At 35.6% G+C, this 22061-nt stretch carries 17 protein-coding genes and 1 other annotated feature; of the genes, 2 read left to right on the top strand and 15 right to left on the bottom strand.

Translation table 11 applies throughout. The features are described 5' to 3' along the window. Nucleotides 1–12: 12 nt before the first annotated feature. From hisG to RTL21_RS01810, 13 genes are all read right to left on the bottom strand, one after another. Nucleotides 13–657, bottom strand: a complete 645-nt coding sequence (gene hisG / locus RTL21_RS01750; protein WP_312092704.1) for an ATP phosphoribosyltransferase — start codon at nt 655–657, stop codon at nt 13–15. Continuing rightward, on the bottom strand, nt 654–1838 hold the full coding sequence (locus RTL21_RS01755) for an ATP phosphoribosyltransferase regulatory subunit (protein ID WP_312092706.1): 1185 nt from the start codon (nt 1836–1838) through the stop codon (nt 654–656). The genes hisG and RTL21_RS01755 overlap by 4 nt, the downstream gene beginning before the upstream one ends. A 238-nt stretch (nt 1839–2076) precedes the next feature. Next, nucleotides 2077–2610 (bottom strand): acyltransferase, encoded by a 534-nt coding sequence (locus tag RTL21_RS01760; protein ID WP_312092708.1) that lies wholly within the window; start codon nt 2608–2610, stop codon nt 2077–2079. Beyond that, on the bottom strand, nt 2607–3290 hold the full coding sequence (gene ppaX, locus RTL21_RS01765; RefSeq protein WP_312092710.1) for a pyrophosphatase PpaX: 684 nt from the start codon (nt 3288–3290) through the stop codon (nt 2607–2609). Before ppaX ends, RTL21_RS01760 begins: the two co-directional genes overlap by 4 nt. Continuing rightward, a complete protein-coding gene (lgt, locus tag RTL21_RS01770) occupies nt 3283–4095 on the bottom strand; it encodes a prolipoprotein diacylglyceryl transferase (protein WP_312092712.1) in 813 nt (270 codons plus the stop codon). The genes ppaX and lgt overlap by 8 nt, the downstream gene beginning before the upstream one ends. A 93-nt stretch (nt 4096–4188) precedes the next feature. After that, nucleotides 4189–5115, bottom strand: a complete 927-nt coding sequence (hprK, locus tag RTL21_RS01775) for an HPr(Ser) kinase/phosphatase (RefSeq protein ID WP_312092714.1) — start codon at nt 5113–5115, stop codon at nt 4189–4191. 351 nt (nt 5116–5466) lie between these two features. Continuing rightward, nucleotides 5467–5823, bottom strand: coding sequence for a phage holin family protein (locus tag RTL21_RS01780; protein ID WP_312092716.1), 357 nt, complete (start codon nt 5821–5823; stop codon nt 5467–5469). A gap of 142 nt (nt 5824–5965) precedes the next feature. Next, nucleotides 5966–7093 carry a DUF4097 family beta strand repeat-containing protein gene (locus tag RTL21_RS01785; RefSeq protein WP_312092718.1) on the bottom strand — a complete coding sequence of 376 codons (1128 nt, stop codon included), beginning with the start codon at nt 7091–7093 and terminating at the stop codon, nt 5966–5968. Between the two features lie 676 nt (nt 7094–7769). Next, the gene (uvrA, locus tag RTL21_RS01790; protein WP_312092720.1) at nt 7770–10646 is read right to left on the bottom strand and encodes an excinuclease ABC subunit UvrA; all 2877 of its coding nucleotides are present in this window, start codon (nt 10644–10646) and stop codon (nt 7770–7772) included. 7 nt (nt 10647–10653) lie between these two features. Then, nucleotides 10654–12633 carry an excinuclease ABC subunit UvrB gene (uvrB, locus tag RTL21_RS01795; protein WP_312092722.1) on the bottom strand — a complete coding sequence of 660 codons (1980 nt, stop codon included), beginning with the start codon at nt 12631–12633 and terminating at the stop codon, nt 10654–10656. Between the two features lie 339 nt (nt 12634–12972). Continuing rightward, on the bottom strand, nt 12973–13209 hold the full coding sequence (locus RTL21_RS01800; RefSeq protein ID WP_312092724.1) for a CsbA family protein: 237 nt from the start codon (nt 13207–13209) through the stop codon (nt 12973–12975). Between the two features lie 16 nt (nt 13210–13225). After that, nucleotides 13226–14089: an STAS domain-containing protein gene (locus tag RTL21_RS01805; RefSeq protein ID WP_312092726.1), complete on the bottom strand. Its 864-nt coding sequence runs from the start codon at nt 14087–14089 to the stop codon at nt 13226–13228. A gap of 228 nt (nt 14090–14317) precedes the next feature. Beyond that, the gene (locus tag RTL21_RS01810; RefSeq protein WP_312092728.1) at nt 14318–14608 is read right to left on the bottom strand and encodes a hypothetical protein; all 291 of its coding nucleotides are present in this window, start codon (nt 14606–14608) and stop codon (nt 14318–14320) included. 263 nt (nt 14609–14871) lie between these two features. On the opposite strand from RTL21_RS01810, the gene RTL21_RS01815 reads away from it, so the two are divergent. Next, the gene (locus tag RTL21_RS01815) at nt 14872–15894 is read left to right on the top strand and encodes an HD-GYP domain-containing protein (RefSeq protein ID WP_312092730.1); all 1023 of its coding nucleotides are present in this window, start codon (nt 14872–14874) and stop codon (nt 15892–15894) included. Between the two features lie 87 nt (nt 15895–15981). On the opposite strand, the gene adhE is transcribed toward RTL21_RS01815, so the two are convergent. Next, complete coding sequence (adhE, locus tag RTL21_RS01820) at nt 15982–18594, bottom strand: bifunctional acetaldehyde-CoA/alcohol dehydrogenase (RefSeq protein ID WP_312092732.1); 2613 nt, start codon at nt 18592–18594, stop codon at nt 15982–15984. A gap of 543 nt (nt 18595–19137) precedes the next feature. Between adhE and RTL21_RS01825 the strand changes: the two genes are divergently transcribed. Next, complete coding sequence (locus tag RTL21_RS01825) at nt 19138–20013, top strand: cation diffusion facilitator family transporter (RefSeq protein WP_312092733.1); 876 nt, start codon at nt 19138–19140, stop codon at nt 20011–20013. 70 nt (nt 20014–20083) lie between these two features. Here RTL21_RS01825 and proS read toward each other — a convergent pair whose 3' ends face one another. Then, nucleotides 20084–21517 carry a proline--tRNA ligase gene (gene proS, locus RTL21_RS01830; RefSeq protein ID WP_312092734.1) on the bottom strand — a complete coding sequence of 478 codons (1434 nt, stop codon included), beginning with the start codon at nt 21515–21517 and terminating at the stop codon, nt 20084–20086. Between the two features lie 138 nt (nt 21518–21655). After that, nucleotides 21656–21874: a binding site (T-box leader), on the bottom strand. Between the last annotated feature and the right edge of the window lie 187 nt (nt 21875–22061).

The following is a 22061-nucleotide window of genomic DNA, read 5'->3' on the forward strand; positions in this document are numbered from 1 at the left end:
ACCCCTTTCTAGTTATTTCAATAGTAGTTTCGCCTTTACTACTTGTTGAAGTCTGTCTACTAATTCACTGATTCGTCCATCCTTTAATCGATAGCTTGCAGGATTTACGATTAATCTTGAAGTAATATCTACTATTCTTTCATATTCGACGAGTCCATTTTCAACAAGTGTTTTTCCTGTTGATACAATATCTACAATCCGATCCGTCAATCCAATAATAGGTGCAAGCTCAATCGAACCATTCAGCTTAATTATTTCAACTTGAGACCCTTGTTCACGAAAATACGCCGCTGCAACATTAGGATATTTTGTTGCAACCCTTGGTGCTATTTCATTAAGCTCTGTATTCGGAAGACCAGCTACTGCCAAATAACAAGCACTAATATGTAAGTCTAGCAATTCATAAACATCTCTTTCTTCTTCCAGCATGACATCTTTTCCAGCGATTCCCAAATCTGCTACACCATGCTCCACATAGGTTGGCACATCCATTGGTTTTGCCAAAATAAAGCGAAAATTCTCTTCTTCTACATCGATGATTAATTTCCTAGAGTCATCAAATTCAGCTGGTAAACGAAAGCCCGCATCTCTTAATAAATCAGCTGCCTCTTCGAAAATTCTTCCCTTTGGCATGGCGATAGTTAGCATATCGTTCATTTGACAACCTCCATTCCTTTTTTCCCAACTAATAGCGTAATTTCACTGTATTGCTTCGTACAAGCATCCACATCTTTCACTCCATTAATATCTTGCGTGATTACATGGATTCCTGCTCGTCTTTTCTCCTGAGCTAATTGGAATGCTTCTTTTCTACGCTCATTACTAAATAAAATGCACTGAATAGTTGCTGTTTTTTCCACATTCCCCAGCGCCTCTAATAATCGATCAACACGAATGGCAAAACCAGTTGCACCAGTTCTTTTTCCGAATTTCTCTAATAATAAGTCATAGCGACCACCGCTTCCAATTGGAAAACCTACACCCTCTGCGTATACCTCATATACAATCCCGGTATAGTAACTCATATGACTAACAAGGGATAAATCAAATGTCACTCTATCTGCCACATCATAATCAACGAGAATATCCCAAAGCTGCTTTAAGTCATCAATTGCTTTCGCACCTTGATCCCCTTCGATCAATTGATAAGCAAGCCCAATTACTTCTTCTCTGCCTCTAAGTTTTAAGAAATCATTTAAGCGTTGTTTATCAATACTTGATAATGCTAGCTGTTCCACATGTTGGCGATACCCCACATAATTTTTCTCATATAAATATTTCGTTAAACTATCTGCTCGTTCTTTCGTTCCAAGGATTTGTTGGAAAAAAGCCTGCACGAAACCAATATGGCCAACCGATACTTGATAATCCTTCACTCCTGCTTGTTGAAGAGTGGAAACGAGTAAAGAAATACCTTCTCCATCGGCACTAATGGTTTTATCACCGATATATTCAACGCCTATTTGCTCAAATTCCGCCGGTCTCCCACCTTCTCGTTGCTGTGCACGAAAAACAGATGCATTATAGGCAAGTCGCAATGGTAAGTCCTCTGTTAAAAGCTTTGATGCTGCTACCCTCGCTATTGGAGCTGTCATATCTGGACGAAGAACAAGTGTATGTCCTTGCTGATCTAATAATTTAAAAAGCTGTTGATCTAAAATAGCAGACGCTGTACCGACTGTTTCATAATATTCTAATGTTGGGGTTTCAATAAATTGGTATCCCCATTTCTTTATCTCTGCGTCCATTTTTTGTTTTACCTTATATTTTCTTTCATATATGGCTGGCAATGTATCTCTCATGCCTAATGGCTTTTCAAACATAAATAAGCTGCTCATCATTACACCTCATTTTTTAAAATTCCAAATCCTTTAGTTCGCTAATATACTACCAAATTAAAGAGTTGTTTTTAGTGTACTCTTCGTCTTATCTTAGGTCAAGGGAAAAGTTTCATTTAAAAGAAAATTCGCTTAATCATATTATTTTTTAATAAATCAGACATTTAAAAAAAGACCTATCTATTGCTACTCCAAAGATATAAATCTTGGAATAACGAACAGATAGGCTAGCCTCTATTTATTCATCTAATACATAAGAAGGTTCATTTTTTCTGCGCTCTTCCATTTGTTCCGCTGTATAGATCACTTGCATTGGGTTTCCGCCAACAAAGCTTCCTGCAGGGACATCCTTATGTACGAGGGTGCCCGCAGATACAATAGCATGATCCCCAATTTTCACACCAGGGAGAATCGTTGAATTAGCACCAATCATTACTTCATCTCCAATTTCAATCTCTCCCAGCCTGTATTCCTCTATTAAATATTCATGGGCAAGAATGGTTGTATTGTATCCTATCACACTATTCTTTCCAACTTTAATTTTTTCAGGAAACATAATATCAAGCATTACCATTAAAGCAAAGGAAGTGTGATCTCCTACCTTCATTTTCAAAAGCTTACGGTACATCCAGTTCTTCACTTTCAAAAATGGCATATATCTCGCTGTTTGGATAACGATAAAATTCTTAATTACCTTAAGAAAAGGAACCGTTTTATATACATGCCATAAAGAATTGGGACCGCTAACTGGATATCTTGTCGTTTTTCTCATGTTGATTGGATTTCAGGAATAGAAAGTATATCTTTCATATTCTCAAAAATATAATTAGGATTATATACTTGCAAGAATTCCTTGCCCTTTAGTGTCCATGCCACTCCCGCTGTTAAGGTACCAGCATTTTTGCCTGACAAAATATCATGTTTATTATCACCAACCATAATCGCTTCTGCTGGGGATGCCTTTAGTTTTTCAAGCGCAAGCAGAACCGGCTCTGGATCTGGCTTTGCCTTTGTAACATGATCCAATGCAACCACTACATCAAAAAACTCATCTAATTTTGTTAATTTCAAGCCCATTTCTACCACATCAGAAAGCTTTGTTGATACAATCGCAAGTTTAAAGCCTCTTTCCTTTAGTTCTTTAATTGCATCATACACACCATCAAATATGGTAACAATATGGTCATGATTCTCAATATTATAGGCACGATACATTGTCATCATTTCCTGAGCCCGCAATTTATCGATGGATTCAAATGTTTCTAATAATGGCGGTCCCATGAAAGGAATTACATCTTCCCTGCCATATTTTCCTGGGTAATAATGATTTAGTGTATGTAAGTAAGACGAAATAATTAATTCATTTGTATTAATAAGTGTTCCATCTAAATCAAATAATGCCGTATTAATTTTTCCAGTCAACCTAAAACATTCCTTTCTATCATTAACCATTTGTATCTAAATAGCGTTCCTTTGCAAAGCCGCCTTTTCTTCTATAAGCGATTGCGACAACTGAAAATACAATCAAGGCTAAGGAAATTAATTGAGCCATTCGCAAATCACCAATCATTAAACTGTCTGTTCTCATACCTTCTATGAAAAATCTCCCAATCGAATACCAAATGACATAAGATAAGAATATTTCTCCTCTCCGTAAGTTCACTTTCCGTAAAGCTAGTAAAATCACGAATCCAATAATATTCCATAATGATTCATATAAAAAAGTTGGATGATAGTAAGTTCCGTTAATATACATCTGATCAATAATAAAGGTTGGCAAATGCAGACCTTCTAAAAAGGACCGTGTTACTTCCCCACCATGTGCCTCTTGGTTCATAAAGTTGCCCCAACGGCCGATTGCTTGTCCAAGAATAATACTAGGTGCTGCAATATCGGCCATTTTCCAGAAGGAAATCCCCTTTTTCTTTGTAAAAATATAGGTAGTGACAATAGCCCCAATTAATGCACCATGGATGGCAATGCCTCCATTCCAAATTTTTGGAATGTCTCCTATATGATCCTTATAATAGCTCCACTCAAACAGGACATAATAAATTCTCGCACATATAATCGAGATTGGAATTGCCCATAACATTAAATCTGGAAAGTCATCCTTTCCAAGTCCTCTTCTATTCCCTTCTCGCATCGCAAGAATAAGAGCTAGAATCAACCCAGATCCGATAATAAGTCCATACCACCTTACATCAATTGGTCCTAATGAAAAAGCAATTGGATCGATTGGTCGTATATCTTCCATCTGATTTCCTCCTATTTCCCAAGGGTTTCTTTTAAAAAGCTCGTTAAATAAATGGTTCTATATTACCTTTTCCCCTTTTTTCTTTAGATCTCTTTAAATTTTATCCGATATAACATTATTCAATTTATTCGTAAATTGTTCTGCTGCATTTACACCCATTCGTTTTAAACGGAAATTCATTGCAGCTACTTCAATAATTACCGCTAAGTTTCGACCTGGACGTACTGGAATCGTAAGCTTCGTTACTTCTGTATCAATTATTTTCATTTTTTCTTCATCTAACCCTAAACGGTCATATTGCTTGTTCTGCTCCCATAATTCCAAAGACATAACCATAGAAATTTTCTTATGAGTACGAACAGCCCCCGCTCCAAATAAAGTCATGACATTAATAATTCCTAATCCGCGAATTTCCAATAGATGCTCAATTAACTCTGGTGAACTTCCGACAATTAGATTCTCATCTTCTTGACGAATTTCCACACAGTCATCAGCAACTAGACGGTGACCACGCTTAACGAGCTCAAGAGCTGTTTCACTTTTACCTACGCCACTCTTTCCGGTAATTAAAACTCCTACACCATAAATATCGACAAGAACACCATGAACAGCTGTTGTAGGCGCAAGTTTTCTTTCCAAGAAATTTGTCAGTCTACTGGAAAAAAGTGATGTTTTATGCCTAGATCGCAATACTGGTACTGCTAGTTCTTCTGATGCCTCAATTAATTGCGGAGGCACTTCCATATTACGAGTTATAATAATCCCTGGAGTTGTATCACTGCATAATTTTGATAATCGATTTGCTCGATCCTCATCACTTAAACGTTCTGCAAAGGATAGTTCAGTCTTCCCTAATAACTGTACACGCTCCGCTGGATAATAGTTAAAATAGCCAGCCATTTCTAGACCTGGTCTTGATATATCACTAACCGTAATTGGTCGATTAATTCCTTCTTCTCCACTTACAATTTCTAATTCAAACTCTTCAATAACATCTTTTATTAATACTTTCGCCGCCATGAAGCTCCTCCTTTAAAGGTCAATGCTGTTAGTTTTATAAACAGAACAAAACTGTTTAATTTTAGTCATTATTTAGAATTCCATATTCACCTTATTTTAGCATTAAAAGATAAATATATGCCAGAATTCAAGCAAAATATTAGGAAAGCTGGACTACTTAATATTCATTTGATGAACACTGAAAAGAGAAATGAAGGTAAATGTAATAGCAGATTGGAAATTATCCTATCATATGTAGTAAAGATTGTTACCTCTCCTCTATTACAATTGCTTTCCCGCTCCTGTTACTCATACAAAAAAAACTGCCAATAAAGCAGTGAATAGATTCCACTCCTTTATTTTGGCAGTAAGTTACCTTTTTTCTCCTCGAAGAACTGTATTTTGAACAATTATATTACAAAGTGAAAGTAAAATGCTAAAAAGCAAGCACATACTAAAACTTGATATTTCAAAACTGTTTCCCATCAATCTGTCTGTGAGCGACAATGTAATTGCATTGATGACAAATAAAAATAGTCCCAGCGAAATTATTGTAACAGGTAATGTCAATAAAATTAATATTGGCTTTACAATAATATTTAGCAGGGATAGAACGACACTTGCTCCTATTGCAGCACCTATCCCAGATAAATAAAAATAATCCTGAAATAAACCGGCTAATGCCACAAAGAAAATAGCATTAATCAGTATTCCTATAATCCATCTCATTCAAATTACTCCTCATTTTGCATAGTAGAACCGATAATGTTAGGACAGTATCTATTGAAGACAAATGCCTTTAAAAGTGGCATTTGTACATTCACTATTTCTCCACACCTAAAACGATTATTTACCTTTTCGACTTCTTCAATTAATTATTGCCTTTTTCAATTTTTTTTACTTTGATCGATCCAGATTTTGTATTGGCGTTCAATTTTGTATGACGCTCACTTGACTGTATCGATTTAAATTGTAACGTTTTTTGAAGAACTTCACTTTTCTCTTCTATTATCTGAATTCCCTCTAACTCTACATTAAATCCGCCAAAATTCGTTTTTAATTCACCACTAATTGCTATTGTGCCTGGTAAACTTATCTCCATACTTCCTGTTGTCCCTTGAAATTCTAGCACTTCACAATTCTCGGCATGATTCGTGCACGAAATACTGCCACTAAAGGTTTGTAGATCTACCTTATTAAAGTAACCATCCACTGTAATCGAACCATTAATTGTTTCGGCATCAAGCTTCTGAATATTTCCTTTTTCTATTTTTATACTGCCGTTTGCTGCATCAGCTTCTACCTTTGTATTTTCACCAGCTTTTAGCGTAATTTTACCATTAGCTGTTTTAGCATACAATTTTTCCGCTTTAACATCAAATGTAGTAATCGGTCCATTAAATAAGCGAATAATTGCCGATTCATAAGAAGTTTGTGGGATGTACACTTGTGTTTTTACCTTCATCCACTTATGATTTGTTTTGACTACTAATTGTTCATCATCTACGTTTACCTGTACTTCCTTTAAAAACACCCTTTTCGCTTCTTCTCTCGAATTTACTCGATACACCTTCGCTTTACACTCAATACTTACTTCTTCTTGATCCCAAGGAATAAGCTCCACTTCTCCATTTGGAATATCAATATCCAGCTTATTTGGTGAAATATTATTGTATTGAAAAATGTGAGAAATTTCTTCAAAGTGACCAAAATTCAAATCAAGATCTACTTCTTTTACCTTCTTTATCGTTGTATCAACAAAGTCAAAAAGCTTATCCTTTGCTGCTTGAAAGTTAAAACCGTAATTCGGATTAGTTTCTTTTTTCTTTTCGTGGAATTTTGTTTCTTCTTGAAAATCTTCTAATATCTTCTTTTCTTCTTCATTTAGTGATTTCTTTTCATTCACTTCATCAACCTTTTCCATTAGCTTTAACGCTTCATCTACTGTCAATTTCCCACTTTCCACTAACTCTAAAATTCGCTTTTTTTCGTCAGCCACTTTAAATCCTCCTCAAAATAGAATCTGTTTTATTCTTTGGCTGTTTTCGTAAAGTTTCTTGCTATGACCCGCAGCATGAATACACTTCGCTTTCCATGGGCTACGCTTAAGCCTCCTCGGCTTCCGCCTGTGGGGTCTCACCTTTCTCGCTAATCCCATAGGAGTCTACGTGTATTCAGACTGCTCTGTTTTTTCTCATTAATTGATTTTTTCTATTGAAAAAGCAACAATCTATTAGAAAACAGCCTATTCTTTTTACAATGCTTCATATAAAACCGCAAATTCAAAACTATACACTATAAAATGTGTGTAATAATGATATTAGGTAAATAGATGAGATTATTTGCCATATTTTCAACAATACCAATGAGTTAAAAAGTTTAAACTTTAAGGAAACCATCTTCTAAATAAGAGGCCCGATAAGTCCGCGTAGAATTCCCAATAGCCATTTCAATATTCTAATACGAATTATCCCTCCTAAAAGTTTCATTACTTCTTATCTATCTGAACATCTAAGTTAAGAATCCTTTTTAGTTTATGTAATTCTTTTTCATTTCAGAAGAGTTCTAATTAAGAAATAAAAAAGAGATGGAGGTCTCTCGTAGAGAATGACTTCTATAAATATTTCACTATTTATTAGACGACTCTTCTACTGCCCCCATCTCATTATTCCATTTTAAGTTGTAGCAATCTTTTCAGCTTCTTCTATATGATGCTTCATTCGTTGCCGATCTCTTTCTAAGATTGGCTTTAAATATTTCCCAGTATAGGAACCTTTTAAATCTGCAATATCTTCAGGTGTACCTGTCCCTAAAATGGTTCCACCTTTATCTCCACCCTCTGGTCCTAAGTCGATTATATAGTCTGCAGTCTTTATTACATCTAGATTATGTTCAATGACTAAGACTGTATCGCCATTTTCGACTAATCGCTGAAGTACGACTAATAATCTTGAAATATCATCAACATGTAAACCTGTAGTCGGCTCATCTAATATATAAAAAGACTTCCCAGTGGAACGGCGGTGTAATTCAGAAGCTAATTTCACTCTTTGCGCTTCTCCACCTGACAAAGTAGTTGCAGGCTGTCCGAGCTTAATATATCCTAAGCCAACATCCACAATGGTTTGGAGTTTGCGATGAATCTTTGGTATATTTTCAAAGAAAGCAACACCATCCTCCACTGTCATGTCCAATACATCTGAAATGTTTTTCCCTTTGTATTTCACTTCCAATGTTTCTCTATTGTATCGTTTTCCATGACATACTTCACATGGAACATAAACATCTGGAAGGAAATGCATTTCAATTTTAATAATTCCGTCTCCGCGGCAGGCTTCGCATCTTCCGCCTTTCACATTAAAACTGAAACGCCCTTTTTTATATCCACGTACCTTTGCTTCATTTGTCGTTGCAAAAACATCCCGTATATCATCAAAGACTCCAGTATAAGTTGCAGGATTGGATCTAGGTGTTCGTCCAATTGGAGACTGGTCAATATCAATTACTTTTTCCAATTGTTCTATTCCCTTAATTTCTTTATGCTGTCCAGGTTTTGCTTTTGCACGATTAAGTTTTTGCGCTAAACCTTTATGGAGAATTTCATTGATTAACGTACTTTTCCCAGAGCCAGAAACGCCTGTGACAGCAATAAACATTCCAAGGGGGATTTTTACATTTACATTTTTTAAGTTATTCTCTTTCGCACCAGTTATTTCGATAAATCTGCCATCAGCTTGCTTTCTTTCTAATGGAAGTGGAATGAATTTTTTTCCTGATAAATATTGGCCTGTTATCGATTGTGAATCATTCATAACTTCTTCTGGTGTTCCGACTGAAATAATTTCTCCTCCATGTACACCTGCACCAGGACCTACATCAATTAGATAGTCTGCAGCCATCATCGTATCTTCATCATGCTCTACGACAATCAATGTATTTCCAATATCTCGCATTTGTCTTAATGTATCAATTAATTTATCATTATCTCTTTGATGAAGACCAATAGAAGGTTCATCTAGAATATAGAGCACGCCAGTAAGTCTTGAACCAATTTGCGTCGCCAATCGAATTCTTTGCGCTTCCCCACCAGATAAGGTTCCTGCTGCTCTACTTAGGGTCAGATAATCCAAGCCGACATTTATTAAAAATCCGACTCTTTCTTTTATTTCTCTTAGAATCAAGTTAGCAATTTGTTTTTCTTTTTCAGTAAGATCAACCTGCTCCATAAATTGATAGCATTCTACCACTGATTTTTCCGTAATTTTTCCAATATGCTGCCCATTTATTAAGACAGCTAATGCCTCTTTCTTTAAACGATAGCCTTTACATGTACGACATGGCTGTTCTGCCATGTATTTCTGCATTTGCTCTCGTATATAATCAGAGCTTGTTTCCTTAAATCTTCTTTCCACATTTCTAATAATGCCTTCAAATTGGATATCATTTTCTCTTACTTGACCAAAATCATTTTCATAACGAAAATGGATGTACTCTTTTCCTGAACCATAAAGAATTTTATCGATTAGATTTTTGGGAATCTCCTTGACCGGTATATTCATGTCAATTCCATAATGGTTACATACACTTTCCAGAAGTTGTGGATAGTACTGAGAACTAATTGATTCCCATGGAGCGATTGCATTTTCTTTCAGGGTTAAATCCCAATTAGGAATTACTAAATCCACATCTACAACTAGTTTATTTCCGAGACCATCACAATCTGGACACGCTCCAAATGGACTATTGAAGGAAAATAGTCTCGGCTCTAATTCGCCAATAGAGAAGCCACAAATTGGGCACGCGTGGTGTTCACTGAAAAGCAATTCTTCCTGTTCGATAACATCAATAATTACTTTCCCATTCCCAAATTGTAAAGCAGATTCAAGGGAATCAGCAAGTCGAGCAGCAATCCCTTCTTTGACAACCAAGCGATCAATAACTACTTCAATATTATGTTTTTTATTTTTATCTAAGGAAATATCATCACTAATTTCATGCATTTCGCCATCGATTCGTAATCGAACATATCCCTGTTTCTTCACATCTTCTAGCACTTTCACATGAGAGCCTTTGCGCCCTGATACTACTGGTGCAAGTACTTGAAGTCTCGTTCTCTCAGGATATTCGAGAATACGATCGACCATCTGCTCAATTGTTTGGGAAGAAATTTCAATTCCATGCTCAGGGCAGGTTGGTCTACCTACCCTTGCAAATAATAATCTTAAATAATCATAAATCTCAGTTACTGTCCCAACAGTTGAGCGTGGATTTCGACTAGTTGTTTTCTGATCTATGGAAATAGCAGGGGATAGTCCTTCAATCGAATCAACATCCGGCTTATCCATTTGACCTAAAAACTGGCGGGCATAAGCAGATAAAGATTCTACATATCTACGTTGTCCTTCCGCATAAATCGTATCAAAAGCAAGGGAAGATTTCCCAGAACCAGATAAACCGGTTATGACTACTAATTGATCTCTCGGTATGGTAATATCAATATTTTTCAAATTATTTGCTCTTGCACCTTTTACAATAAGTTTATCTATTGCCATTGTTCTCTCACCCCTCAGCCTTTAATTCAAGCAATAAATCGCGAAGTTCTGCTGCTCTTTCGAAATTCAGCGCTTTTGCTGCTTCTTTCATTTCGTTCTCCATTTGTGCGATCATTGTCTCTTTTTCCTTTTTCGTTAATTTATCGAGTTTAACAGAAGTTGCATATTCCTCTGGTTCTTCTGCTGCCTGCGTAGCACGAATGGAATCTCTAATGCCTTTTTGAATCGTTTGCGGAATAATTCCATGTTCCTCATTATATTTCTCTTGTATCTCTCTCCGTCTTTTCGTTTCACTTATCGCTACTTCCATCGAGTGGGTCATCTTATCTGCATACATAATGACATGACCATTAGCATTTCTTGCTGCGCGCCCGATTGTTTGAATTAAAGATCGTTCCGAACGAAGGAAGCCTTCCTTATCAGCATCTAAAATAGTGACAAGGGATACTTCTGGAATATCCAATCCTTCCCGCAATAGATTAATTCCTACTAATACATCATATTTACCAAGACGTAATTCCCGAATGATTTCAATCCGTTCTAACGTTTTTACTTCGGAATGTAAATACTGTACTTTAATTCCTATTTCTTTCAGATAATCCGTTAAATCCTCTGACATTTTTTTCGTTAGGGTTGTCACCAGTACCCGTTCATTTCGTTTAATTTTCTCATGAATCTCAGCAATGAGGTCATCAATCTGACCTTCAATCGGACGAACGTCAATGGTTGGATCAAGTAATCCAGTTGGACGAATGATTTGTTCAATCATGACTGGCGTGTGTTCGATTTCATATGGACCAGGTGTTGCAGAAACGCAAATCATTTGATTAATATGCTCCTCGAATTCGCCAAAGGTTAATGGACGGTTATCAAGGGCGGATGGTAAGCGAAAACCATGCTCTACTAGTACATTTTTTCGTGCCTGGTCCCCATTATACATTCCTCTAATTTGCGGCAAAGTAACATGAGATTCGTCGATAACTAGAAGAAAGTCTTTAGGAAAATAATCCAATAAAGTATAAGGCGTAGATCCAGGAGGTCTTAAAGTTAAATGTCTTGAATAGTTTTCTATTCCCGAACAAAAGCCCATTTCTCGCATCATTTCTAAATCATAGCGCGATCGTTGTTCTAGGCGCTGGGCTTCTAATAATTTATTATCGGCTCTTAAGTGCTCTAATCGTTCTTCTAATTCCTTTTCAATGTTCTCAATCGCTATTTTCATTTTCTCTTCTCGTGTTACGAAGTGAGAAGCCGGAAAGATTGCAATGTGATTTCTTTCTCCTAAAATTTCACCAGTTAATGCATCTACTTCACGAATCCGATCAATTTCATCGCCAAAAAACTCTATTCTGATACAGTGTTCATCGCGAGAAGCTGGGAAAATTTCTACAACATCTCCACGTACACGGAAAGTTCCTCGCTTAAAATCGATATCATTTCGATCGTATTGAATATCAACTAACTTACGAAGCAACTGATTTCTTTCTAATTCCATACCTGTTCTTAATGAAACAACCATTTCTCGATACTCTTCTGGAGAACCTAATCCGTAAATACAGGAGACACTGGCTATGATGATGACATCTTCCCTTTCAAATAAAGAGGATGTTGCAGAATGTCGGAGTTTATCGATTTCATCATTGATGCTTGCATCCTTCTCAATAAACGTATCCGTTTGTGGGACATATGCTTCTGGCTGGTAGTAATCATAGTAGCTCACAAAATATTCCACCGCATTATTTGGGAAAAATTCCTTAAACTCACTGTATAATTGACCTGCTAATGTTTTATTGTGAGCAATGATTAACGTTGGCTTTTTCACTTCTTTAATAACATTGCTTACTGTAAAGGTTTTACCAGTACCAGTTGCCCCCAGCAATGTTTGAATTTTTTCGCCTGCTTTAATTCCAGTTACTAGTTTTTTAATTGCTTCTGGCTGATCTCCTTGAGGAGTATACTTTGAAACTAACTCAAAATCCTGACTCACTACCCATCCTCCGATCTATCTAGTTCTATTCTTATCAACATTCGCAATCGTACATTCTGTATTAATTATTGGCCTGCAAAAATCCTTTGTAGGATTTAAAGAACAGTCCTTATTTATATATACCTAATTATGTAATCAACATATCACCATTCTACCACAAACCATCTGTTTCAAACCACAAAAAAGAGAACAAACATTCGATTGATTTTAAAATACGTTTTTTCTATGTAAAAAAATAAAAAAAATGACTATACGAAAATACCTACCATCTTTATCGACGTAAAATCGTTTAGTCATTCTCCTTCTCTATTCTTTTTTAGATACTTTTTAAAATATAGCCTAAACATTATTTTTATTCGCTAATTTCTCTTTCCATTTCCTGCTAATCATATATCCAACTGTCATGGAAAAGGCATCCACTACAATTAATAAAAAGGCGTCTGTATAGCCCCTATAAACTGAAGCAGCAATCAAGGCGACAGTTAAGATTAAACCAATGATTGGATAATAGGTTGCTCTTGAAAAGAGAATTACTAATAAGCATGGAAAAAATAGTGCAGCTAGATACTTCCCCATCTACATACACCTCTATTTAAACAAATTTCGCTTCATTAACCATTAATCCAAATCTTTCAAGTGCACTTGCTAAATTATTAAAAATCGGGATTTGGCTAAAATCCACCCCTAGTTGGATTGCTGTTTGTGCCACCTCTGGTCTTAATCCAGAAAGATACCCCTTTACTCCAATTAAACGCAGAGCATGTATAACCTGAAAAATTTGATGTGCAACCATTGTATCGATTAACGGCACCCCTGATAAATCAATAAATAAATGGTTAAATCTTTTTTCGTTACATTCCTTCAATGTATTTTCCATAATTAATTGAGCTCTCTTCGTGTCAATATCTCCGATTAATGGAAGAACACCAATCCCCTTCGTAATTGGTATAACCGGACTACTTAATTCATATATCGTTTCTTGCTGTGCTGTTAATTGCTGAAATTTGTATTCATCGTAAGAGCTAATAAAAATATTTACAAATAGATCAAATGCATATTGGATTAATCTTACCCATTCAAACAGAGTAGTTACCGTTAAATGAGCCTTAGATTCTTCAGAAAACTTTTCTACATAAGATAAAAGAATTCCTTTAACGGAGTTAAGCTGTTCAATGGATTCCAAGATAGGGACCAAGTCTTTCGCACGCTTTTCCGCAACTTTAACGGCCCATTTAGAAATATTCGCTGTATAAACTGCTTCATCTTCAATAAAAACCTTAATGACATGTTCTAAAAGTATTTTGTGAGCTGTAACTAGTTCATCCATACTTTCAGTCGATTTATTAATGGAATAAAAGGTAGATGAGCTATTTTCTATCGTGTTTAGCCAATCCTTTCGCATATCTACTAGATGATCATTTAAATAGGCGTAGAGGCTTTGCATACATGGTTCCAACTATTTCTCCTCCTAATACAAGAAACAAACCTTCATCATTTTTACAACCATGACGATTTCTCGATGTAGAATAATTGAAGCATCCACAACTGTCTATGTTCATTCCCTACTTATTTTTTAGAATCCACACTAGGTGTCTATGGATAAATATATACTATTATATAGTTGTCACCATAGTGAAACAAGCGAGAAGTCTTTCGACAGCAGGAGGAGAACAGAGGAATTTTCTTAAGAGCTTTTTTGTAAGCTTGCCGCAATCACTTGAAAAATCGCTTCCAGAGAGGAGGATCTTTTTTTGGCGTTTTCTAACAAATAGATGATTTCTGCGATTTCCTTAGGACTTAGTTTTTCTATGATCCAATCTTCCAAATCCTGATTTTTTATAACTATATTTTGATTAGGGATATTTATGGTGCGGTACTTCCTTAATTCATTATGGATAATTTTCAAATGATAATGATATTCCTTCTCCTTATGTATATATACTGCATTATTGTCTTTTGATTTATTATTATACATTTGTATTCCCCTCTCTAAAAGTATCTCCTGAATCTACTAAAACCGATCAATTTCTTCTATTCTTTTCGGGTAAATATATAGTTATTATAATAGGAAAAAACTGCAGAAGAACTTAGCCTCCTGTAACTTCTACTAAAATAGACATTTAGGACTATTCTAACTGGTCTAAAAGTCTGTTTTATCCCAGAAAGAGGTAAGGTAATATTTACTAATAAGGGGATGCAACGTAGAAAAGATTTCCATTATATAAAGGAGACAAAGATATGGAAAAAGTAACTGCAGATATTACCGGGTACCGTATAAAAGAAGATGTTTATTCCAACTCCATTGAAGGTTTATTTCTACTAAAAAAAGGCTCTACTCTTACGAAAAAAAATGTAGAATTACTATCAAAACATCAGGTAAATCCATTTGATGTAATTAGCTCTACAGATGAAGCTCCTCCTTCCTCCGTAAATAACGAGTTTTCAAATTTAATAGATGAAGTAAAAGAAACCTTCCATCATATACTAGAACAGGATAATAGTAGGGTTGAAAAACTTCTCCTTACTTACGAAAAAACAATTGATTTTTCCCTTCAAGAATTAGCAATTTTAGAAATTATTCATAAAGAAATCTCACCAAAGGATTATATTTATCAACACAGTATTAATGTGGGCATCATTTCAGCAATCATTGGAAAAATTTTAGGATTATCTAGACATGAATGTCATCTACTAAGTCAAATGGGGTTATTCCATGATATCGGCATGCTAAAAATAGATTCATCTATTTTACAAGCAAAAGACCGCTTAACTCAAAATGAATATAAGGAAATCCAAAAACATACGACTTATGGAAAAAGCATTCTATTTCAAGTTTCTCAATTGGATATATTAATATCACGAACTGCACTATTGCATCATGAAAAAATTAATGGAAAAGGATATCCATCTCGCCGAACAGAAAAGGATATTCCATTCCTTATTCAAATTGTTTCAGTAGCGGATATCTTTAATAGCATGTGTTCTACACATACCTATAAAGAAAAGAAAACCTACTTTGAAGCAATCAATGAATTGGTGAATGAAGCCTATGGAAATGCTTTAAATCCTGCTATTGTTATACCATTCACAAATTTCATTATGAGAAAGCAGCTCTTTAAAAAGGTCACTTTAACCAATAATAAAACAGCAGAAATCATTTTTATCCATCAAAATGAACCACATCTTCCACTTATTCGTATAGAGGATTCCTATATTGATTTACGCAAGGTGCCTTTGAAAATTGCTGGTTTGGCAAATTGAAAAATAAGAATAAATTCTATAGAGAAAGGGCCAAATCAAAAATGATTTGGCCTAATTTTTTGCTATATCTACATTGTGTAAGGATATTTAAACCCCTTTATACGCTTTTCGATAAATGTCTGCTAACTCTGTTACTAATGGTAATTTAGGATTAGCTGTTGTACATTGATCTTCAAAGGCACGGTCTGCTAAATAGTCTACTTTTGCCTCGAATTCTTTAGGATCTACCCCTTGCGCTGCAATACTCATTGGGATATTCAACTCTTTTCCAAGTCTGATAACTGCTTTAATAAAGCTATCTACCCCTTGTTCCACTGTATTTGCTGGCAATCCTAGGATTCTTGCAAGCTCTGCATAACGTTCATCTGCTTTAAAGTATTCGTATTTAGGAAATGCCATGAATTTCTTCGGTTTCTCTGCATTATAACGGATAACATGCGGTAGTAAAATAGCATTAGATCGTCCATGAGCGATATGGAATTCTGCCCCTAATTTATGTGCTAAGCTATGGTTAATTCCTAAGAAAGCATTTGCGAATGCCATACCAGCTATTGTAGAAGCATTATGCACTTTTTCGCGTGCTTCTTCATCCTTTCCATTACGATATGCTCTTGGTAAATATTCAAATATCAATTGAACTGCTTTTACAGCTAATGCATCTGTATAGTCATTTGCCATATTAGATACATATGCTTCCACAGCATGCGTTAAAACGTCCATTCCTGTATCTGCCGTAACAGCGGGAGGTACTGTCATAACAAATTGCGGATCGATGATTGCTACATCTGGTGTTAATTCATAATCAGCTAAAGGATATTTAATGTTTTGTTCTTTATCTGTAATTACCGCAAAAGATGTTACTTCAGATCCTGTACCAGAAGTAGTTGGAATAGCAACAAATTTAGCTTTACCACCTAATGATGGATATTTATAAACCCTTTTACGGATATCTAAGAATTTCTGCTTTAATCCGAAGAATTCTTCATCTGGATGCTCGTAGAATAGCCACATACCTTTTGCTGCATCCATTGGAGAACCCCCTCCAAGTGCGATAATGCAATCTGGTTGGAATTTAGCCATCATTTCAGTCCCTCTGACAACTGTTTCAATAGATGGATCTGGCTCTACATCTGAAAACACTTCTACTTGTACAAGGTTTGAGCGTTTTCTTAAGTTATAAAGAAGCTTATCCACATAGCCGAATTTTACCATAAACGGATCTGTTACGATAAATACTCGAGATATATCCTTCATTTTTTGTAAATACTGTACAGAGTTTTTCTCAAAATAAATTTTTGCTGGAACTTTAAACCATTGCATATTTACATTCCTTTTAGCCAATTTTTTTACATTTAATAGATGAATATCTGTTACGTTAGTAGATACAGAATTTTTACCATAAGATCCACAGCCAAGTGTTAAAGATGGCATGAAGGCATTGTAGATATCACCAATTGCTCCTTGAGAAGATGGAGCATTATTGATAATACGGCATGCTTTCATTCTTAACGCAAAGCTTTCAACTACGTTTGGATCTTCAGAGTGAATAACTGCTGAGTGTCCTAACCCACCGAATTCTAGCATTTCTTCTGCACGTTTAATTCCTTCTTCTGTTGATTCCACTTTATAGCATGCAAGAACTGGACTTAATTTTTCTCTTGATAGTGGATAATTCGGTCCAACACCCTCTAATTCAGCAAGAAGAATTTTTGTATCTTCTGGAACCTTAACTCCTGCTAAACCAGCGATATAATGAGCAGATTTACCAACAATATCTGGATTTACGGCACATGTATTTTCATTAATTACTAGCTTCTCAACTTTTGCTACCTCTTCTTGATTTAAGAAATAGCAGTTATTACGAATCAATTGACTTTTTACTTCTTCATAGATTTCTTTATCGATGATTACCGCTTGTTCAGAGGCACAAATCATCCCATTATCAAATGTTTTAGAAAGAATTAAGTCATTTACTGCTCTTTTTACTTTTGCTGTTTTTTCAATATAGCAAGGTACGTTACCAGCGCCAACACCAAGTGCAGGTTTTCCACAGCTATATGCAGATTTGACCATTCCTGGTCCACCAGTTGCGAGAATTAAGGCTATATCATTATGGTTCATTAATGCTTTTGTTGTTTCAATAGAAGGTTTTTCTACCCATTGAATACAATTTTCCGGCGCTCCAGCAGCAATAGCTGCATCCCTTAAGATTCTTGCTGCTTCACTGCTACATTTTTGAGCAGATGGATGGAAAGCAAATATAATTGGATTACGTGTTTTTATCGCAATAATTGCTTTAAACATTGTTGTAGAGGTTGGATTCGTTACAGGTGTCACTCCTGCAACAACACCTACTGGGTCGGCAATTTCAACAATTCCTGTTTGTTGGTCTTCCCTTATTACTCCAACTGTACGATCATATTTAATATTATGGTAGATATATTCGGTGGAGAATATATTCTTTGTAATTTTGTCCTCATAAATGCCTCTTCCAGTTTCTTCAACCGCGAGTTTAGCTAAATGCATATGTTTATCTAAACCAGCTAGAGCCATTGCCTTTACAATCGTATCTACTTGCTCTTGATCTAAAGACATAAATTCTTCAAGTGCTTTTTTCCCTTTTGCTGCCATTTCATTAATAACTGCTTGCACATCCACTTGTTCATTTTTCGCCTTTACTTCTTTTTCAACAACTGACATCGTAGATTCCTCCAATATAGAGATTGATAAAATTGTGAAATATTTCACAATTAGTTTTAAAGAAAAAACCACTTGATGAAGTAATTAATAGTTTTTGTGAAAACATTCACATGATAACCATTAAAGAAAAACTACTAAAATAGTAGTTTATTACCGACTAACTCACTTCATCTCGTTGCTTTTCTTTTTTACTCTTTGTCTATTTCTTGTTGTTTTCCTTACACGCTTATCATATAACGTCTTAATTGAATCTTCAAGCTTAATTTTAAAATTTGTTCAGTTTTTCACAAACTTGTTCACAGATTGTTCAAATTTTTGCAAATAAACTACTCCATTACAATAACTGTATACAAATAACCCACTTACTTCCGGCTCCATTAATTAAACATCTTTTAAGTAAATGACTTATATATGGATGATTTTTTTCCTCTGGCAAACTGTTTTATCTTTCTAACACTTTTGTTGATATGTATAAAAACGTTGCTCTAGACCCACCCTATAAGGAATTGATATGATAAGTGGGTTAATTAAGGGGGCATTTAGATGGATAAAAAATATGCAGACTTAAAACTCGGAGAACGAGCTGCTATATTAAGCATTTTTACATATATTATTCTAGCTTCTGTGAAGTTATTTATTGGAAACAGCACTGGTTCTCAAGCATTGAAAGCAGATGGCTGGAATAATTTTACGGATATTATTGCTTCTGTCGCTGTCTTAATTGGTTTGCGACTTTCCCAAAAACCCGCAGATAAAGATCATCCTTATGGACACTGGAAAGCTGAAACTGTCGCTTCGCTAATTGCTTCATTTATTATGATGAGCGTTGGTTTGCAAGTATTATACCAAGCCGCTTCTTCCTTCTTTACCCATTCACAGCAAGCACCTGATTTAGTAGCAGCATATACCGCCATTGCTTGTGGTGCTGTTATGTTTTTCGTCTTTCGCATCAATATGCGATTAGGGAATAAAATAAATAGTCAAGCTGTGAAGGCAGCTGCGAAAGATAATTTCTCCGATTCAATGGTTAGTTTCGGTACTGCTGTTGGAATATTTGGCGCACAATTAAACTTAGCTTTTTTAGATCCGCTAGCAGCTTGTATTGTTGGCCTATTAATTTGTAAAACAGCCTGGGGAATATTCCGAGAAACCACACACTATTTAACAGATGGCTTCGATGTTTTATTGATTGATAAATATAAAAAAACGATTTTACATACAGAAGGTGTAAAATCAGTAAAAGAAATAAAAGCAAGAAACTATGGAAACAGCCCAGTAGTAGATGTAGTTATTACTGTTAACCAGCGATTAGATATCACACACGCCCATGATATTTCATCGGCAGTAGAGAATATATTAATGGAAGAATTTAATGTGTTAGAGGTGCATGTTCATATTGAGCCGGATGAGGAAAAATAAAACGAAGGAAAATTTTATTTGTCCCTTCGTTTTTTCTATCTATTTTTATATAGTTAACACGATTAAGGTATTAATAAGCCTTTGCCCAATAGACTAATTTGCTTGCTTTTTTGCCACAGCATACACAAGTATCTCCAATTGCTTCCTGCTCAAAAGGCATACATCTGGAGGTCGCACTTGTCTCTTCTTTTATTTTATCTTCACATGCTTGATCTTCACACCACATTGCCTTAATAAAACCTGGCTTTTCTTTCTCGATCCATTGTTTAAATTCATCAAATGTTACTGCAATATGTGTGTTTTCTTCTCTATGATCTGTAGCTTTCTTCAGCAGATTGTCTTGGATCTCCTTTAATAATTGAGCAATAGTATCCTCTAGTCCATCCATGGATACAAATTGCTTCTCTCCTGTATCTCTTCGAACGAGCACAACCTGGTTTTTCTCGATATCCTTTGGCCCTACCTCTAAGCGTAAAGGTATTCCCTTCATTTCATACTCATTAAATTTCCAGCCTGGCTTTTTATCACTTGCATCAATGCCAACACGGATTGTACTGCTTAATTTTTTCTGCAAATCATAAGCAAAATCCAATACACCTTCTTTATGCTGGGCAATTGGTACAATCATTACTTGCGTTGGTGCAATCATTGGTGGTACAACTAAGCCACGGTCATCTCCATGAACCATAATCATGGCACCAATAATTCGAGTAGTGAAGCCCCATGATGTTTGTTGAACATGCTGCAGATTCCCTTCTCTATCAGAGAACTGAATGCCAAATGATTTCGCAAAGCCATCACCTAAATTATGTGAAGTTCCTGATTGCAATGCTTTTCCATCATGCATCAAGCTTTCAATCGTATACGTATATTTAGCACCAGCGAACTTTTCTTTCTCCGTTTTTCTCCCTTTAATAACAGGAAGTGCTAAATATTTCTCGCATATCTCTGCATAGACTTCAAGCATTTGAATAGTTTCTCTATCTGCTTCTTCTTCTGTTTCATGGCAAGTATGCCCTTCTTGCCATAGAAATTCTAGTGTACGTAAAAATGGACGCGTCGTCTTTTCCCAGCGCACAACATTTGCCCATTGATTATATAGCTTGGGAAGATCGCGATAGGAATGAATAATATTTTTATAATGCTCTGCAAAAAGCACTTCTGAGGTTGGGCGCACACAAAGTCTTTCTGCTAATTCCTCGTCGCCGCCATGAGTAACCCACGCCACTTCTGGGGCAAATCCCTCGATATGATCCTTTTCTCTTTGCAAAAGGCTTTCTGGAATAAATAGTGGCATATAGACATTTTCATGCCCTGTTTCTTTAATACGTTTATCTAATGCCTCTTTAATATTCTCCCAAATTGCTGTTCCATATGGTCGAATAATCATAGAACCTCTTACGCTTGAATAATCGATAAGTTCTGCTTTCGTTACAACATCTGTATACCATTGCGCAAAATCATCTTCCATACTAGTAATGCTTTTTACAAAATCCTTTGCCATTAGATTTGCCTCCTATTTTATTGGTTTCTTATTTTCCATATTATTTCTTAATTACTTGCCACTTTAAAGCTCTATCTTAATATTGATTTCTAAGGTCCATATTTTTGTAAAAGACCATTAAAAAAAGCTTTGCCTTTTATTAGGGACCATAAAAATGGCGGTACCACCCTAATTCAAAGCAAAGCTTTACACTCATCCATGGTAACGGTATTGAACCGCTGAATCTTTCTAAACAATGTCTATTCGATACAGAACGAAAAAGGCAGGTTCAACAGGTAAGTCTATAGGTCCTTTCAGCAATTAGACCCTCTCTTCTAATAGACATCGCCGCATACTATTCCTTTTTATAGTTTCTTTATTCATTTCTTTGTGAAAAATCATATCGGATAGAATCATTATTGTCAATATGGATTTTTTTATTCTTTTATTGGTTGAATGTACTCTGTTACCTTTTGTTGCTCGAGAGCTTCTTCTCGGGCTCAGAGGGAGCTTCTCTGTTACCTTTTTTCGCTCGGGAGCTTGCTCTCGGGCTCAGAGACCTCTT

The sequence above is a fragment of the Niallia sp. genome, assembly GCF_031978665.1.
Classification (GTDB): domain Bacteria; phylum Bacillota; class Bacilli; order Bacillales; family Cytobacillaceae; genus Niallia.

Bases quoted from the DNA above. Each gene is read 5' to 3' on its own strand.
- hprK (WP_312092714.1), bottom strand. From the start codon at position 5,115: ATGGCGGCGAAAGTATTAATAAAAGATGTTATTGAAGAGTTTGAATTA.
- adhE (WP_312092732.1), bottom strand. From the start codon at position 18,594: ATGTCAGTTGTTGAAAAAGAAGTAAAGGCGAAAAATGAACAAGTGGAT.
- RTL21_RS01760 (WP_312092708.1), bottom strand. From the start codon at position 2,610: ATGAGAAAAACGACAAGATATCCAGTTAGCGGTCCCAATTCTTTATGG.
- RTL21_RS01810 (WP_312092728.1), bottom strand. From the start codon at position 14,608: ATGTATAATAATAAATCAAAAGACAATAATGCAGTATATATACATAAG.
- hisG (WP_312092704.1), bottom strand. From the start codon at position 657: ATGAACGATATGCTAACTATCGCCATGCCAAAGGGAAGAATTTTCGAA.
- RTL21_RS01825 (WP_312092733.1), top strand. From the start codon at position 19,138: ATGGATAAAAAATATGCAGACTTAAAACTCGGAGAACGAGCTGCTATA.
- RTL21_RS01780 (WP_312092716.1), bottom strand. From the start codon at position 5,823: ATGAGATGGATTATAGGAATACTGATTAATGCTATTTTCTTTGTGGCA.
- uvrA (WP_312092720.1), bottom strand. From the start codon at position 10,646: ATGGCAATAGATAAACTTATTGTAAAAGGTGCAAGAGCAAATAATTTG.
- RTL21_RS01800 (WP_312092724.1), bottom strand. From the start codon at position 13,209: ATGGGGAAGTATCTAGCTGCACTATTTTTTCCATGCTTATTAGTAATT.
- lgt (WP_312092712.1), bottom strand. From the start codon at position 4,095: ATGGAAGATATACGACCAATCGATCCAATTGCTTTTTCATTAGGACCA.
- RTL21_RS01755 (WP_312092706.1), bottom strand. From the start codon at position 1,838: ATGAGCAGCTTATTTATGTTTGAAAAGCCATTAGGCATGAGAGATACA.
- RTL21_RS01815 (WP_312092730.1), top strand. From the start codon at position 14,872: ATGGAAAAAGTAACTGCAGATATTACCGGGTACCGTATAAAAGAAGAT.
- proS (WP_312092734.1), bottom strand. From the start codon at position 21,517: ATGGCAAAGGATTTTGTAAAAAGCATTACTAGTATGGAAGATGATTTT.
- ppaX (WP_312092710.1), bottom strand. From the start codon at position 3,290: ATGGTTAATGATAGAAAGGAATGTTTTAGGTTGACTGGAAAAATTAAT.